At 59.4% G+C, this 15,691-nt stretch carries 19 protein-coding genes; 7 read left to right on the plus strand and 12 right to left on the minus strand.

Annotated features, from left to right (window positions below):
* Positions 1–96: 96 nt before the first annotated feature.
* From HQN82_RS10015 to HQN82_RS10040, 6 genes are all read right to left on the minus strand, one after another.
* Entirely contained in the window at positions 97–1,215 is a 1,119-nt protein-coding gene (locus tag HQN82_RS10015) for a branched-chain amino acid ABC transporter substrate-binding protein (RefSeq protein WP_004443345.1), read from the minus strand.
* A 119-nt stretch (positions 1,216–1,334) separates the two neighbouring features.
* The gene (locus HQN82_RS10020) at positions 1,335–1,688 is read right to left on the minus strand and encodes a DUF6867 family protein (RefSeq protein ID WP_004443347.1); all 354 of its coding nucleotides are present in this window, start codon (positions 1,686–1,688) and stop codon (positions 1,335–1,337) included.
* 180 nt (positions 1,689–1,868) lie between these two features.
* Positions 1,869–2,597, minus strand: a complete 729-nt coding sequence (locus tag HQN82_RS10025; protein ID WP_004443349.1) for an ABC transporter ATP-binding protein — start codon at positions 2,595–2,597, stop codon at positions 1,869–1,871.
* Positions 2,597–3,475: an ABC transporter ATP-binding protein gene (locus tag HQN82_RS10030; protein WP_034498713.1), complete on the minus strand. Its 879-nt coding sequence runs from the start codon at positions 3,473–3,475 to the stop codon at positions 2,597–2,599. The genes HQN82_RS10025 and HQN82_RS10030 overlap by 1 nt, the downstream gene beginning before the upstream one ends.
* Positions 3,475–4,827 carry a high-affinity branched-chain amino acid ABC transporter permease LivM gene (gene livM / locus HQN82_RS10035; RefSeq protein ID WP_373887383.1) on the minus strand — a complete coding sequence of 451 codons (1,353 nt, stop codon included), beginning with the start codon at positions 4,825–4,827 and terminating at the stop codon, positions 3,475–3,477. The genes HQN82_RS10030 and livM overlap by 1 nt, the downstream gene beginning before the upstream one ends.
* Positions 4,828–4,876: 49 nt before the next feature.
* A complete protein-coding gene (locus tag HQN82_RS10040; RefSeq protein ID WP_004443357.1) occupies positions 4,877–5,779 on the minus strand; it encodes a branched-chain amino acid ABC transporter permease in 903 nt (300 codons plus the stop codon).
* Between the two features lie 335 nt (positions 5,780–6,114).
* Here HQN82_RS10040 and cysQ point away from each other — a divergent pair, with 335 nt between their 5' ends.
* From cysQ to HQN82_RS10060, 4 genes are all read left to right on the plus strand, one after another.
* Complete coding sequence (gene cysQ / locus HQN82_RS10045; protein WP_173614848.1) at positions 6,115–6,903, plus strand: 3'(2'),5'-bisphosphate nucleotidase CysQ; 789 nt, start codon at positions 6,115–6,117, stop codon at positions 6,901–6,903.
* A gap of 249 nt (positions 6,904–7,152) precedes the next feature.
* Complete coding sequence (locus HQN82_RS10050; protein ID WP_173614849.1) at positions 7,153–8,193, plus strand: DUF2793 domain-containing protein; 1,041 nt, start codon at positions 7,153–7,155, stop codon at positions 8,191–8,193.
* 191 nt (positions 8,194–8,384) lie between these two features.
* A complete protein-coding gene (sciP, locus tag HQN82_RS10055) occupies positions 8,385–8,660 on the plus strand; it encodes a CtrA inhibitor SciP (RefSeq protein WP_003491799.1) in 276 nt (91 codons plus the stop codon).
* A gap of 228 nt (positions 8,661–8,888) precedes the next feature.
* A complete protein-coding gene (locus HQN82_RS10060; protein WP_004443362.1) occupies positions 8,889–9,170 on the plus strand; it encodes a GNAT family N-acetyltransferase in 282 nt (93 codons plus the stop codon).
* A gap of 237 nt (positions 9,171–9,407) precedes the next feature.
* Here HQN82_RS10060 and HQN82_RS10065 read toward each other — a convergent pair whose 3' ends face one another.
* Positions 9,408–9,611: a DUF1059 domain-containing protein gene (locus HQN82_RS10065; RefSeq protein WP_004443364.1), complete on the minus strand. Its 204-nt coding sequence runs from the start codon at positions 9,609–9,611 to the stop codon at positions 9,408–9,410.
* Between the two features lie 283 nt (positions 9,612–9,894).
* Positions 9,895–10,245: a flagellar export protein FliJ gene (locus HQN82_RS10070; protein ID WP_003491821.1), complete on the minus strand. Its 351-nt coding sequence runs from the start codon at positions 10,243–10,245 to the stop codon at positions 9,895–9,897.
* 482 nt (positions 10,246–10,727) lie between these two features.
* On the opposite strand from HQN82_RS10070, the gene ctrA reads away from it, so the two are divergent.
* Entirely contained in the window at positions 10,728–11,432 is a 705-nt protein-coding gene (gene ctrA / locus HQN82_RS10075; protein WP_004443365.1) for a response regulator transcription factor CtrA, read from the plus strand.
* 121 nt (positions 11,433–11,553) lie between these two features.
* Positions 11,554–12,081 (plus strand): GNAT family N-acetyltransferase, encoded by a 528-nt coding sequence (locus HQN82_RS10080; protein WP_077987264.1) that lies wholly within the window; start codon positions 11,554–11,556, stop codon positions 12,079–12,081.
* Positions 12,082–12,111: 30 nt separating this feature from the next.
* Here the strand turns inward: HQN82_RS10080 and HQN82_RS10085 are convergent, their stop codons facing one another.
* The 4 genes from HQN82_RS10085 to chpT all read right to left on the minus strand — a co-directional run bounded on the left by HQN82_RS10085 (position 12,112) and on the right by chpT (position 14,702).
* The gene (locus HQN82_RS10085) at positions 12,112–13,158 is read right to left on the minus strand and encodes an alpha/beta hydrolase family protein (RefSeq protein WP_173614850.1); all 1,047 of its coding nucleotides are present in this window, start codon (positions 13,156–13,158) and stop codon (positions 12,112–12,114) included.
* A gap of 132 nt (positions 13,159–13,290) precedes the next feature.
* Positions 13,291–13,398, minus strand: coding sequence for a DUF6616 family protein (locus HQN82_RS25705; RefSeq protein ID WP_341769867.1), 108 nt, complete (start codon positions 13,396–13,398; stop codon positions 13,291–13,293).
* A gap of 45 nt (positions 13,399–13,443) precedes the next feature.
* The gene (locus HQN82_RS10090; protein WP_173614851.1) at positions 13,444–13,971 is read right to left on the minus strand and encodes a GNAT family N-acetyltransferase; all 528 of its coding nucleotides are present in this window, start codon (positions 13,969–13,971) and stop codon (positions 13,444–13,446) included.
* Between the two features lie 83 nt (positions 13,972–14,054).
* Positions 14,055–14,702, minus strand: coding sequence for a histidine phosphotransferase ChpT (gene chpT, locus HQN82_RS10095; protein ID WP_004443377.1), 648 nt, complete (start codon positions 14,700–14,702; stop codon positions 14,055–14,057).
* Between the two features lie 252 nt (positions 14,703–14,954).
* On the opposite strand from chpT, the gene HQN82_RS10100 reads away from it, so the two are divergent.
* Entirely contained in the window at positions 14,955–15,551 is a 597-nt protein-coding gene (locus HQN82_RS10100; RefSeq protein WP_004443378.1) for a DUF1134 domain-containing protein, read from the plus strand.
* The last annotated feature ends 140 nt before the right edge of the window (positions 15,552–15,691 follow it).

Genomic DNA, 15,691 nt, shown 5'->3' on the forward strand with positions numbered 1-15,691 from the left:
GTTTCCCGCCTTATTGTCTCCAGTATGGCGAGTCGTAACCGCAAAAACAAAAAGCCCGGCATTACTGCCGGGCTTCGATAGGGTGTCGCAAAAGGTTTAGCTGCCCTGCTGGATGTAGGTGAACTTGCCGTCCGGACCCTTCTTCCACTCGTACATGACATAGCCAGGAAGCTTCGGGTCACCCTTCTCGTCGAAGGAGATCTCGCCGAGCGCCGTCGGGAAGCTACCCTTCTTCAGCGCTTCGGCAACCTTTTCAGGCTCCACGGAACCGGCTGCCTTGGCAGCGCCGGCAATCGCCTGCAGGGCTGCATAGGAGTAGAGCGTATAGGCTTCCGGGTTGAAACCGGCGGCCTTGAACTTCTCTACCAGTTCCTTGTTTTCCGGGCGCAGTGTCGGATCAGGACCAAAGGTGTTGAGCGTGCCTTCGACGGCGTCGCCGGCGATGGAAGCCAGTTCGTTCGATACGATACCGTCGCCCGAGACGAGCTTGGCCTTCAGGCCCTGGTCAGCCGCCTGGCGGATGATGAGGCCGGCTTCGGTGTGCAGGCCGCCCCAGTAGATGATGGAAACGCCGGCTTCCTTCATCTTGGAGATCAGCGCCGAGAAGTCCTTGTCGCCGACATTCACGCCTTCGTACATGGCTTCCTTCACGCCGGCGGCATTGGCTGCCTTCTTGGTTTCATCGGCAAGGCCCTGACCGTAAGGCGTCTTGTCGTGAATGATGGCGATCTTGGCGTCCTTGAAATGATCGGCGAGATACTTGCCGGCGATGCCGCCCTGCTGGTCGTCACGGCCGCAGGTGCGGAACGTGTTCCACAGACCGCGCTCGGTGAACACGGGGTTGGTCGCGGCAGGCGTGATTTCGAGAATGCCGTTTTCGGCGTAAACTTCGGACGCCGGAATGGAAACGCCGGAGTTGAAGTGACCGACAACGAATTTCACGCCGTCAGCGACGAATTTATTGGCGACCGAAATACCCTGCTTGGGGTCGGATACGTCGTCGCCCAGCACGATCTTGATCTGCTCGCCATTAATGCCGCCGGCGGCATTGATGTCTTTCGCAGCCTGTTCGGCACCCTTCTGGATCTGAGCGCCGAAAGCAGCGTTCGGGCCGGTCAGCGGTGCGCCGACGGCGATCACGACATCGGCCCAGGCCGAACCGCCAAACGCGACCATGGCGGTCAGCGCGACAGCGGAAAGAAGAGACTTCTTCATTACTTTACTCCCAGTTCCTTTGGATGGGTTGTTTGCGAGGACCTGTTCAGTACCCACCTTAACCGAACAGGAAACGTTCCACTCTGCCGAGTATTAGTGACCCCGGAAAATACCGGCTGTCAATTTTTCTTTTTATAGGAAAATGCCGACGTGCGGTCGTAGAGCCAATAGTAATTATTGACCATCTGGCTCGTCCGGCGCATGCGGAAACCGATGCTGGAAAAAACCAGAAGAAGAACGACGTCAAACACGTAGTAGAAGCCGTTGATGAACGGCCCATCGAACAGCGCGTGATGCAAAAACCGCATCACCACGCCCAGCGCGAGCGTGTAGATCACCACCCGCGTATAACCACCCCAGCCGTCGGCAACGGATTTGCCGGTGCGCCAAGCCGTCCAGAAACCCAGAAGAACAACCAACGCGCGCAGAACATACCGCACGCCGTTATCCGTCTCGAAAAAAAGGCCCTGCATCTCTTTCCCCATCAGTGCCGGGCTGAATACCCACGCCCTGCCTTGTCTGTCGTCCCGTCGTTTGCCGCCGGGCATTTTATTGTTTACGCCCCGCCATGGATCCTTAAGGTTTTGACCAAAGGACGACGGACCGCCGTTTGCAGTCTTGCGCCGCAAAATTTCCGGCGCAAGTAAAATCTTTCAGTGCCGTCCGCCTTCGAGATAGGCGGCGCGTACCTGCGGATCGGCGAGCAGTTCCTTGCCCGAACCGCTCATCGTCACCTTGCCGTTGACCATCACATAAGCGCGGTCGGAAAGCTTGAGCGCGGCGAAGGCGTTCTGCTCCACGAGGAAGACGGTCAGACCCTCTTCCTGATTGAGTTTCTTGATTGCCTCGAAAATGCCCTTGACGATCAGCGGAGCGAGACCCAGCGAAGGCTCGTCCAGCAGCAGGAGCTTCGGACGCGCCATCAGCGCGCGGCCGATGGAGAGCATCTGCTGCTCGCCGCCGGAAAGCGTGCCGCCGCGCTGGCTCTGACGCTCCTTCAGGCGCGGAAACATCACGAAGATCTTCTCGACGTCTTCCTTGAAATATTTCAGGTTATCGAGATTGGCACCCATCTGCAGGTTTTCCAGCACTGTCATGCGCGGGAAAATCCGGCGGCCTTCGGGTGATTGGGCGATGCGCTTGCGGGCGATCAGATGGGTCGGCAGCTGGGTAATGTCCTCGCCATCGAAGATCACCTGGCCGGCGCGCGCCTGCGGGCTGCCGCAGATGGTCATCATCAGCGTCGACTTGCCAGCGCCATTGGCGCCGATCAGGCTGACGATTTCGCCCCTCTTCACTTCGACATCGACACCGGCCAGAGCCCGGATATTGCCATAATAGGTTTCGACACCCTGGACTTTCAGAAGCGGTTCACCGGACATCAGGCCGCTCCTCCGTCGAGTTCTTCCGCAATCACGTCTTCCACTTCATCATCCTCGACACCCAGATAGGCGGCGATGACCTTCGGGTCGTTCTTTACATGGTCCGGCGTGCCGTCGGAAATCTTCTGACCGTATTCCAGAACCACCACGTGGTCGGAAATCTGCATCACCACGGACATGTCGTGCTCGATGAGGAGCAGCGACGTACCCTCGTCGCGGATGCCGCGCAGCAGCGTGTTGAGCGCCAGGGATTCCTTCGGATTGAGACCGGCGGCCGGCTCATCGAGGCAAAGCAGCTCCGGCCCCGTGCACATGGCGCGGGCGATTTCCAGGCGGCGCTGCGCGCCATAGGGCAGATCGCCCGCCGGATCGTCGGCGCGATCGATCAGATCGGCCTTTTCCAGCCAGTATTTGGCTTTTTCGATAGAGGCATCGACCGCCCGCCGGTATGCGGGCAGGCCGAGAAGGCCGAGGATCGTGTAACCCGAGGCCTTCATCAGCGCATTGTGCTGCGCCACCAGCAGGTTTTCCAGAACGGTCAGGCCCGAAAACAGGCGGATGTTCTGGAAGGTGCGCGCCACCTTTGCCTTCTTGGTGATTTCGAAATCCGGCAGGCGCTCGAGTAGATGCGTCTCGCCATCCTGCTGGCGCATGGTGATCATACCCATGGTGGGCTTGTAGAAGCCGGTGATGCAGTTGAAGACCGTGGTCTTGCCCGCACCGTTCGGGCCGATCAACGCGGTGATCTCGCCGCGCTTCGCCTCGAAGGAGAAGTCGTTGATGGCCATAAGGCCGCCAAAGCGCATCGAGAGATGTTCGACCTTGAGGATCGTGTCGCCAGTGGTATTGGGTGTCATTGTTGTTGTTCCGGAAGCCATCAACCGTGACCTTCCTTGGTAAAGCTGCCGGAGACGGCCTTGCGTTCTTTAAGGAAAGCCGTGGGTTCACGCGAGCCGACGAAACCGCGCGGCTTGAACAGCATGACGATGACCATGGCAAGCCCGAACAGCAGCATACGATAGAGTTCCGGCGTGAAATCGGGCCCGAAGACATGCTTCAGGAACTCCATTTCGCGCAGAAGCTCGGTGCCGCCGACCATGACGAGCGCCGCAATGGCAATGCCGGTCAGCGAGCCCATGCCGCCGAGAACGACGATGGCGAGAATGACGGCGGATTCGAGGAACACGAAGCTTTCCGGCGAAACGAACCCCTGACGGGCGGCGAAGAAGGAACCGGCAAAACCGCCGAACATTGCGCCCGTGGCAAAAGCGGTGAGCTTGGTGATGACCGTATCGATGCCGAGCGAACGACAGGCGATCTCGTCCTCACGCAGCGCTTCCCACGCCCGGCCGATGGGCATGCGGCGCAGGCGGATGGTGACATAGGCCGTCAGCATGCACAGCAGCAGGATCACGTAGAACAGGAAGATCTTGTAATAGGCCGAGGACATCGACAGGCCGAACGCCTTGGCGAAATTGTTCGGCGCGCCGACATCGAACGACCAGATGCCGAAGATCGACGCCTTGGCGATGCCGGAAATACCGAAAGTGCCCTTGGTCACATCCGTCCAGTTGAGCAGCACGAGACGGATGATTTCACCGAAGGCCAGCGTGACGATTGCCAGATAGTCGCCGCGCAGGCGCAGCACCGGAAAGCCGAGGATGATGCCCCAGAAGCCTGCCAGAATGCCGGCAACGGGCAGCAGCACCCAAAACGACAGGCCGAACTGGCTGGAGAGAAGCGCATAAGAATAGGCGCCCACCGCATAAAAGGCGACGTAACCGAGATCGAGCAGGCCGGCAAGGCCGACGACGATGTTCAGACCCCAGGCCAGCATCACATAGATCAGGATCTGGATGCCGAAATTGTCGACGAATTTCAGCGAGCCCTGGAAACCGAAGAGCTGCACCGCGATAACGGGATAAAGCAGCAGCAGAACCAGCGCCAGCTTCAGAAAGTGCTTGTGGAAAAAGCCCTTTTCCTCGGAAATCTCCAAAACGCCGCTCTTGGCCTTGGCCAGCTTGCGACGATCCAGCGACGGCTTGATAAAGCCGACCATAAGGAAGCGGCCGATGGCGGCAACGGCGACGAAGATCGCCAGAAGGCCCCAGCGCGTGCCCCAGATCAGCTGGTTGTTGATGTCCTGATAGGTGACGATGCCGACATAAAGAATGAACATGCCGAACGAGATGACGCCCGCAATCAGGCCCTCCTTCACGGCTGTCGCCATCAGGCTGGGGCCGGAAGAGGTGTTTTCGGAAGCGATATTGGCCATGGGATCACACCTTCTCGACTTCCGGGCGACCGAGGATGCCGGTCGGCTTGAAGATCAGCACGAAAGCCAGGATGCCGAAAGCCGCGACATCCTTGTAGGCGATGGAGAAATAGGCCGACCACAGCGATTCGATCAGGCCGATCAGGAGGCCGCCGAGAACAGCGCCCGGCAGCGAGCCGATGCCGCCCAGAACGGCTGCGGTAAATGCCTTGACGCCGGGAATGAAGCCGTCGCTGAAAGAGGCAACACCATAATACATCAGATACATGGTGCCGGCGACCGCGGCGAGTGCTGCACCCATGATGAAGGTGATGGAGATGGTCTTGTCGACATCAACGCCGAGCAGCGCCGCCATCTTGCGATCCTGTTCGGTGGCGCGCTGCGCCCGGCCGAGCGGGGTCTTGTTGACGATATACCAGAAGGCGAAGAGCAGCACCGAGGTGACGACCATGATGATCAGCTGTTTCAGCGACACGGTGATGGCGCCGAAATGATAGCTTTCGGTCACCAGCGACGGGATCGGCTTGTTGCGTGGACCCTGCGTGACCTGGATGAAATTGGAAAGCGCGATCGACATGCCGATGGCAGTGATCAGCGGCGCAAGACGGAAGGAGCCTCTGAGCGGGCGGTAGGCGACGCGTTCGATCACCCAGTTCCACAGGCCGGTCATCAGCATGGCGACGACCATCATCAGAAGCAGAAGAAGCGCCACCGGAATGCCGGCGACAAAGGATGTCACGATCAGGAAAACGATCAGCGCGGCGAAGCCGCCGAGCATGAAAATATCGCCATGGGCGAAGTTGATCATGCCGATGATGCCGTAAACCATCGTATAGCCGATAGCGATGAGGCCGTAGATCGATCCAAGAGTCAGCCCGTTTATGAGCTGCTGGATAAAATACTCCATGTCTTTCCCCCGGGCACGACCTCAAATGGGCCACGCCTCGTTATGTTAATTATAGGGGCGCCCTTGCAGGCAGACCCCCACCCTCAAAATGCATATCGTGTTCGTTAAAAATGTGAAGTCAAAAACGGGCGATCCTGCACAAAATTTGGAATTTCCACACCAGCTGCCGCTTTCACGATCAGAAGAGCCATGATTTTGGCAGGAAGTGCTGAAAAAATGACGGTCGAATGCTTATTTTAGCATTGTCCAACGCCATTATTTGACGGGCAGCGGGCAAAGGAGTAGCGAAGATCGGAACGGCGATATCCCGCAGACGGGATTCAATTGGCAAAGAGATGATCGACATATTGACGAAAGCGGCGCTGGACGCCGGGCAGGCCATCATGGCGGTCCACCGTGCCGGCCCGCATGTGTCGTACAAGGATGACTGCTCGCCGGTGACGGAAGCCGATCAGCGTGCCGAAGCGATCATTCTTGCGGCCCTGGCCGCCCATTTTTCCGATATACCGGTGGTTGCCGAAGAGGCCGTGTCGAGTGGCATCCTGCCGGAAACCGGAGCGGAATTCTTTCTCGTCGATCCGCTGGATGGAACCAAGGAGTTCATTTCCGGCAAGGATGATTTCACCGTCAACATCGCGCTCATCCGCAACGGCGCACCGGTGGCCGGTGTGGTTTACGCCCCCTGTCGCGGACAGGCGTGGACCGGCGAGGGCAACGCCGCCGAAAAACTCGCCATATCGGCCGAAGGCGTCATCCTGTCGCGCCACCCCATCCGGGCCCGCCAGCGCGGCGCTTCCCCCGTGGCGCTGATCAGCCGCTCGCACTGCACCGAACGAACGGAAGCCTTCGTGGCCGAACATGGACTGAAGGACTGTATTTCTGTCGGCTCGTCGCTGAAATTCTGCATGCTGGCGGAGGGTGCCGCCGATATCTACCCGCGCTTCAGCCGCACCATGATGTGGGACACGGCGGCGGGCGACGCCGTGCTGCGCGCCGCCGGCGGCCGGACGCTGGACTGCTCGGGCCTTCCGCTAACCTATGCGGTGAAGGGCGATGGCGAGGATGCGCTGGCCAATCCGGATTTCATTGCCGAAGGGGCGATGGCGGTGGAACACGCGGGGTAACGGGCGCTCGGCGTTTGCTGCGGCTCTTGCGACGGGCGGCATTGGTGAGCTTCGGTGTGTGTGGCTTTACCCCCCTCTGCCCTGCCGGGCATCTCCCCCTCAAGGGGGGAGATGCCCGGCAGGGCAGAGGGGGGTAAAGCCACACACACCAAGGCCCCCCAAAAAATAATTAACCCCCGCTCATCCCCACCCCACGCCACCACCTCACAATGCCCCCGCAACGAAACACCGCAGCGCGGAAGGCACATCATGACCGAACAGACGGCGAGACTTCAGCTTCCCTATATCCTCCCCTCGCAGGCGCAGAAACACGTCACCCACAACGAGGCGCTGCAACGGCTCGACGCGATCGTGCAGCTGGTCGTCAAGGCTGTGGTTGCCGCACCGCCCGAAAACGCCGCCGAGGGAGATTGTTTCCTCCTCTCCGCCGGCGCTACCGGCGATTGGGCCGGCAAGGGCGGCAGGCTCGCCTTCCGGCAGGATGGCGCGTGGCTCTCGATCACACCGCAGCCCGGCTGGACGGCATGGTTTGCGGCCGAAAGCAGATATCGCGTCCTGCGCGACGGCGGCTGGCGTGACCTGCCACTGCCGGCCACCGGTCGGCTGGAAAGCATGGGAATCGGCACGGAGGCCGACGCCGTCAACCGGCTCGCGCTCGCCTCCCCCGCCAGCCTATTCACCCACGCGCAGGATGACGGCAGCCACCGCATGACGATCAACAAGGCGGGCGGGGCCGATACCGCCTCATTGCTGTTCCAGTCCGGCTGGAGCGGCCGCGCGGAGATGGGCCTGGCCGGAAATGACGGGTTTTCGATCAAGACCAGCACGGACGGGGCCTCATGGCACACCGCCATAGTCTGCAGCGGCGATGGTCGCGTCTCGATGCCCAACCGCCCGCTCGCCGTCGCTGGCCTGCCGGCGGGCACGACGAAGCCGGCCAATGGCTCTGCCGCCGGTTTTTCCGTGCTCTCCCTCGCTGAGGGCGGCTTTGCCCTCGGTGATGCGGCAAGTGGTGGTGGGCGCGACCTGGTGGTGCCAGCGAAAGGCCTCTATCTGGCCATATTGACGCTTGCCGTGGTCTCGTCTTCCGGCCACCGGGTGACGCTGTTGATCAACGGCGCGGCGGCCGATTTCGGCATCGCGGGCAATGTGTCAGACTCAGGCACGTCGCAGTCGGCAACCGCCTTCCTTCGCCTCGATGCCGGCGACCGCCTGCGGCTGCACCATGAGGGAACGGTGGAATTGACCCAGGGCAACGGCAAAACGTGCCTTTCGCTTGCGTGGATCTGATCTGGACAACCGATGAGAGAGAAAAATTGCGATTTTTGGAAAAATTTTTCCCCGACAAAATAAGGCGACTCGAACAAATCCGGCGAAACCGTTCAAATTCTTAATAAATTGTCACGAGCTGCTTAGGCAATTTTTAAAGGTACGGGGCTAAAGTTCCCGTCATATGGTCTTGAGTTTGTATAGAGTGTCCAATGACCGAAATGATACGCCCACGAGTTAAATATGTCATCGGCCCCGATGGCAGCCCTCTGACGATTGCGGATCTTCCGCCTGCCAATACCCGGCGCTGGGTCATTCGCAGAAAGGCAGAGGTTGTTGCCGCCGTGCGCGGTGGACTGTTGAGCCTCGAAGAGGCCTGCGAGCGTTATACGCTCACCGTTGAAGAATTCCTGTCCTGGCAGTCCTCGATTGCCGATCATGGCCTTGCCGGCCTGCGCACCACGCGCATTCAGCAATACCGCCACTGAGAAAGTGCGCCGGCGCGCAAAAGGCGCCCAACGCCGGATTTTCAAAACGCCCCGTCAGTTTATCGACGGGGCTTTCGGTTTGATTTCAGATTTTTCATTCAGAACTATGCCTGCTGACGGTGAAAGATTGTCACCGGTTTGTGTCCGCTGCGTTCGCTATCCCGCTGTTTCAATTCGGGCGCAAGCCGCTACAGTGGAGATACGAACAGCAATGGGAAGGCAGAGATAATGGATATCAAGACAACCGAAACCGGATCGCGCGGCGAATATCTCGCAACCGTCGACGGCCATACGGCGGAAATGACCTATTCCCGCACCTCCCCTTCCCTCATCATCATCGATCATACCGGCGTGCCCGATGCGCTTCGCGGCAAAGGCGTCGGCCAGGCACTTGCCGCCCACGCCATCGATGAAGCCCGCAAGGGCGGCTGGAAGATCATTCCGCTCTGCCCCTTCTTCAAGGCCCAGACCCTGCGCCATCCAGACTGGGCCGATGTTATCCAGGGCTAAGGGCGCCTTATCATCTGTCTGAGGGCAGAAGTCGCAAGCGTCGCGGCATATTTCTTCTCCCCGCCGGGGAGAAGGTGGCCCGAAGGGTCGGATGAGAGGGCAACGCCAGTAATATGCGGAGAACTTGCCCCCTCGTCCCGCTGCCGCGAACTTCTCCCCGGCGGGGAGACGAAAAAAGCGGCTTACGCTTAATCGCTCACAGCCGTTCCAAATATCGCGTCATTTCATAAATGCGTGTCACGCCACCTTCAACGGTGGGGTCCCGGCATGCATGCTCCGGCGGACCTCTTCCCGGAATTCGAGCGTATCCTTTGCGCCGTGCACGGCCACGGCATGCTGCACGGCCGCCTCCATCAGCTCCTCCTGGGAATCGGCCGAAATGGCAACGGTGCATCTGCTGTCACTGGGAAATTCACGGCAATCGATATATTGGCGGGCCATTTTTTCCTCCCTGCAATGGCCGCCCGCACCCGCACGGGTGCGTGCGCGTAAAAGCCTCCGGCTCACGGTCGGAACCCCTGTAAAATACGCCTTTCCGCATGTCCGGACAATCGAAATCGGGGCGGCCGCCCCGTCGTGGCGCGCTGGCGAAGCAGCAAGGCAAAAGGCCGCCCTGATGGAGCGGCCTTTCGAAAAAAAGCATGTCGTCCCGTCATTGAAAGCCGCCTCCTGATCCACCGGCAGCCGTCAATGAGGACGAGGTTCGTCAGTTCTGCGCCACCTGTCAGGCGCGGGCGCGGATGGCTCCGTCGCGGTTTTCCAGTGCGGCGGCCTTTTCATATTCGGCCTGCACCTCTTCCAGCGATGCCTCGGCGGCCTCCTGCTGGGCCTTCAGTTCCCGGATGGAAACCTGAAGATTATCCGCCCGCTGGCGCGCGGCCTTGGCGAAGGTCGGATAGGCGAAATGCGTCGGATCGGTAATGCCCGACTTGCTCTCTTCCAGAGAGATCTGATGCACCAGTTCCTTTGCCATCCGCTCGAATTCGGACATCATCTGCTGCAGCTGGTTAAGCTGCCTGCGTTTTTCATTAACCTGAAATTCCTTCAGGCGAACCAGGCTGTCACGCGACTTCATACGCAATACTCCATGGATAGCGAGACCCGGATCAAAAAGGGCACTATGCCCCCTCGACCGGCCCGTTTAACCCGCCCTTTCAACCGGCCGGGTTAACCCGTTGTGCCGGAATGATTCCCGAAAGTTACCCGGCGTTAATAAAAAACCGCCGCCGTTAACCTTTCGTTTACGGGCATCGTTAATGATAAACACGATCATTTAAGGGTCGGTAAATGCCAGGTCCAAAAAAATGGGCCAGACGATGTAAGAGTCGATTGAATCACTTAGCGGGAAATCCTCACGTTAAGCTTCAATTTTGGCGATGGTGGATTCACGTGCAAAAACAGCGAAATGCCTAGTTTGCTTAATAAATTCGATACACCTTGCCAAAGGCAATTAGAATTTGTTAACCATTTGGTGGCAGCCTGCAAATCAGGCAACGTCTGGATCCGCATCGCGCGAGGCAATGTTTTACCGGTTCGCGGGCGGCAAAGGGGATAATTATGCGGGTTCTACTGATTGAAGACGACAGCGCGACAGCGCAGAGCATTGAACTGATGCTGAAGTCGGAAAGCTTTAACGTTTACACGACCGACCTCGGTGAGGAAGGCGTGGACCTTGGCAAGCTTTACGACTACGACATTATTCTTCTCGACCTTAACCTCCCCGACATGTCGGGTTACGAGGTGCTGAGAACGCTTCGGCTTTCCAAGGTCAAGACGCCGATCCTCATCCTGTCCGGCATGGCCGGCATTGAGGACAAGGTTCGCGGCCTCGGCTTTGGCGCAGACGATTACATGACGAAGCCGTTCCACAAGGACGAGCTTGTTGCCCGCATTCACGCAATCGTCCGCCGTTCCAAGGGCCATGCGCAGTCGGTCATCTCCACCGGCGAGCTGATCGTCAATCTCGATGCCAAGACGGTTGAAGTGGGCGGCCAGCGCGTTCACCTGACCGGCAAGGAATATCAGATGCTTGAGCTGCTTTCGCTGCGCAAGGGCACGACGCTGACCAAGGAAATGTTCCTGAACCACCTTTATGGCGGCATGGACGAGCCGGAACTGAAGATCATCGACGTCTTCATCTGCAAGCTGCGCAAGAAGCTGGCAAACGCCGCCGGCGGCGCGAACTACATCGAAACCGTCTGGGGCCGCGGTTATGTTCTGCGCGAGCCGGATGGCTCGACGGAATATCTCGAAACCGCCTGATTCCTGCTGGAACAGGGCTGTTTTAAAAGACCCGCTGGAAACGGCGGGTTTTTTGTTGACTGCGGGTCGCGGCAGGTCGGCAACGGCGTCCCGCTCAGGCGGAGGCGCGAGAGGACAATAAATGACGGACACAATCCCCACCCTCGTGACAAATCGCCTTAACCTTCGCCCACCGCGACTGGACGATTTCCCGGCCTATCGTGATTTCATGGCGTCACCGCGCTCCACCGGCGTCGCCGGACCGCATGATCTCGCCGCCGCATGGGCCATGTTCTGTCAGGACAGGGCATTGTGGTCGTTCTTCGGTCACGGCGCGCTGATGATCGATCTCGCCGAGAGCGGCGAATGCATCGGTCAGGTCGGCATCAATCACGGCCCCCTCTATCCCGAGAAGGAACTGGGCTGGCTGCTTTACGACGGTCATGAAGGCAGGGGTTATGCGGCGGAAGCCGCAACGGCGCTGCGGGACTGGGCCTTCGATACGCTGAAGCTTCCAACCCTCGTCAGCTATGTCGGCGCAGGCAACCGCCAATCCGCCGCTGTTGCGGAGCGAATCGGCGGAGTGCTGGACCCTGTCGCGCCGCGCCCGCTGCCATCAGATCTGGTCTATCGCCATGATGTGCGAAGGGATCGGCATGCAAGGACGTGATCGATAGAGCCGCATTTATGCGACCCGTCTTTATTTTAAAGCGTCACGCAGAAAGGTCGTGACTGCACCACGGATCTCCTGATGCAGTGCCGCCCTCTCTCTTCCGCCACCGCTGCGGCATATGAATGCTTCATCGGGCGATTCTTCCAGCAGGCGTTTTTCGCCATCTTCCTTGCATATCTGCATGAAACTCAAATGGGTGGCGTCCGGTATCACATGATAGGTGGTCGTCGCCTTTGGCAGAAGAGCGGCGACACGGTCTGAATCGGCTTTGATCGCCGCAATCTCCGGCGTTTCCACGCCAGCGGCCATCACCAGAACCGGAACGTCCACCTGTCGCAACGTCTCAGGCAAAAAGCCCGCCGCCGGGCCCAGATCAAGCGAAACGACAGCGCGAATACGGTTATCATACCTGCTCATTGAGAGGCGCGGATCGGCCTTTCCACCACCGATAATTCCCACCTTGCTTAAGAGCCGGTTGGCTTTGCATTGCGGCGGCAGCGGCGTCACATCGCAACCTTCAAGAGCAAGATCGGCACTATATCTTGCGCCTGCGAGTTCCATCGCGGTCCAGCCGCCGAGCGAATGGCCGATGACTGCGATGCGCCGACTGTCGATGCGCCCGGCAAGAGCCTCATCTTTGAGGAGCGCTGTCAGGACCGTACTGATGGCGCGTGGCCTTTCCCAAAGTGCCACCACCTCGTTTCCCTTCTGCGCCTCGAAATCTTCGCCAGCATGATCGGGTGCGGCGACGACATAACCATCATGCACCAGTTCACCCGCAAGCCAGTTGAGGTTGCGCCAGCTGCCGCCGTAACCATGAGACAGCAGCACAAGCGGGTGAGAACCCGGGGCACGGGAGGCGTCCCGGAGAACATCAAGCCCGAAAAATATGGCGTTCTCGCCGACAGTCTCCGCTTTCCCGGAAGACGTGGTTGGATACCACATTGAAACTGCGAGAGTTTTTCCGCCTTGATCAGCCGGCAACTCAATCTGTTTGAAACCTATGGCCTCTTTGGCGGTCACGCTTGCGGTCAGCGCGAAAAGGAGCATTGCAGCTAGTGCCAGTATGCGCATGTTTGTCTCTCCGTTGGTCTGGACGGAGAAAAGATTGGCTTATCCGATTGCTGTAGAGACCTTGAACGCGCTCGTCGTCGTGCTCGATCGTGATCGAGGCCGTCGCGGCAACGGCCAAGTTCACGTGACGGATCAGATCGCTGCAAGCTGCTGGAGATGGCCTGTCATGCCGACACCCTCCCCGCCCGTATTCACCGTATCGAAGTAGTCGTGCCAGCCGCTCTCGGCGGTTGCCTCCACTACTATGAGTCAAAGCCCTTTGTCCGTGCTTTGGACATCGTGGAGTTAGGGTGTCCTGATCCGCTCGAAAAGCTGCACGGGGCTTTCCCGGAAGGTCGTCTCCCGGAATGGGCGGAAGCCGAAGCGGGTGGCGATTGCGAGGGAGGGTACGTTGAGCGGATCGATCATGCACACGATCCGGTTCGATATGCCCTGCGTGTCGAACCAGCCAAGCGCCGCCTGCACGGCTTCGCTCGCCACGCCCTTGCCCGTCAGATCCCTGTCGATCTTCCACATGGCCTCCGGTGCGGTGTCGAAATCCGCGCCATGTCCGCGGCGCATATGGGCGAGACCCACCTCGCCGACGATTCGCCCCGTGGACAGTTCCTCGACCACGAAGGGCCCGAAACCGAAGACGGACCAGTGGCCGATGAAACGCAAAAGCCGCGCGAAAGCGAGTTCGGGATCGAGCGGCGCTATTGAGTTCACTCCCGCAATGGGTTGAACGGCCGCGCTCCAGAAAGCGCAATAACGCGCTTCGTCCTCGATGGCATGCGGCCGAAGACAAAGACGCGCGGTTTCGACACGAATCATGAGACCTCCCCTGGAAACGAAAAAGGGCCGGGCGCTGGCAAAACCGGCCCGACCCTGATGGCATCACTTTCGCATTGAAACGATCACGCCGCGATCGTCTTTGCCGTGAAGACGATACGATCGTCATGCACCTTGTATTCCACCGTCATATTGGCCTCCTCGGCCAGAAGCAGCGTGTAATAGGGCTGAACGGAATGGGCGTCGACCGCCTCTTCCAGCCTGCCCTCGTAGATTTCCACGAACTTGCCCGGCACGCGCATCATCCGGCCCTTGACGGTGATTTCGAACTTGGCGTCGCCATCGGGGTTTTCAAGCAGCACATCCACATTGCCACCGCGCGGTATCGCGCCATAGGCCACGAGGAAGAGGTTGAGCAGAAGCTTGACGCGGTTCTTGGCAACGATGGCGCGCGGGCCGTTCCAGCTGACTTCCGCCTTCTTTTCGGCCTCTGCAAAATCCTTGGCGGCCTTTTCGGCCTCGCCGGTATCGATCGACGCGCCGGCGGAACCGGAAGCACCGAAAGCAAGGCGGGCGAACTTCAGCCGCACGGATGCGTTAAGGGCTGACGTGCGGATGAGATCGAGCGCATCGTCATCCGTGCCGCCCTCGTCCAGCAGTTCGAGGCCGTTATTGATGGCGCCGACAGGAGAAATCACATCATGGCACACACGGCTGCACAGAAGAGCCGCCAGATCGGGACCGGACAGCGTGATATTGAGTTTGCTGGTCATAAAATTCTCTCCTGCGCAAGGGAGGCGCGGACGGTGTGGAAATTGTTAAGCCATAATGACACCATATTTGGTAAACCGATTGTTAATAGGATGGTTTCAAAATGCCAAATGCCTTAACAGGCCACACTGGAGCCCCGTGTATCCGTCAGGATGCGCGAAACATGCTGTAGAACTTTGACTCTGCGCGTCGGCCCTTTCGAAAAACCGATTCGGATTTTCGAACCGACGCGCTAACGAAACAGACGGACGGACATGACGATGCGCCTTAAGAAAACCCGCACCATTGCACGCCTCGGACTGGGAAAGATCGTCGCGCTCCTCGCGAGCCTGCTGATATGGGTCGCACCGGCCGCGGCCCAGAACAGCGATCAATATTCTTTCCAGGAAGTCGTGGATGCAGGCCACGGATTCTTCGGCGAAACCACCGGCGGCCTTGCCAAGGTGGTGGAGCGCGCCTTCCAGCAATACGGTCTTCCGAACGGTTACATTCTCGGCCAGGAGGGCTCCGGCGCCTTCGTTGCCGGCCTCACCTATGGCGAGGGCACGCTTTACACCAAGAATGCCGGCCAGCACCCCGTCTTCTGGCAGGGACCGTCGCTCGGCCTCGATTACGGCGGCCAGGGCACCCGCGCCATGATGCTGGTCTACAATCTGCCCTCGGTTGATTCGCTCTATCGTCGTTACGGCGGCGTCAGCGGCTCCGCTTTCATCGTCGCCGGCGTCGGCATGACCTATCTGAAAAGCAGCGAAGTTACGCTCGCCCCCATCCGCACCGGCATCGGCGCACGCCTCGGTATCAATGTCGGTTACCTGAAGCTCACCCAGCAACCGACCTGGAACCCCTTCTGATAAGAGGGGTTGATAGGACGAGACGGTGCGGCGGATTTCTTCTCCCCGCCGGGGAGAAGGTGGCCCGAAGGGTCGGATGAGCGGGCAACCTTGCCGTATCTCATAACCCTCGCCCCCTCATACCGCTGCCGCGGACTTCT

The organism is Agrobacterium pusense (genome assembly GCF_013285525.1).
GTDB classification, from domain to species: domain Bacteria; phylum Pseudomonadota; class Alphaproteobacteria; order Rhizobiales; family Rhizobiaceae; genus Agrobacterium; species Agrobacterium pusense.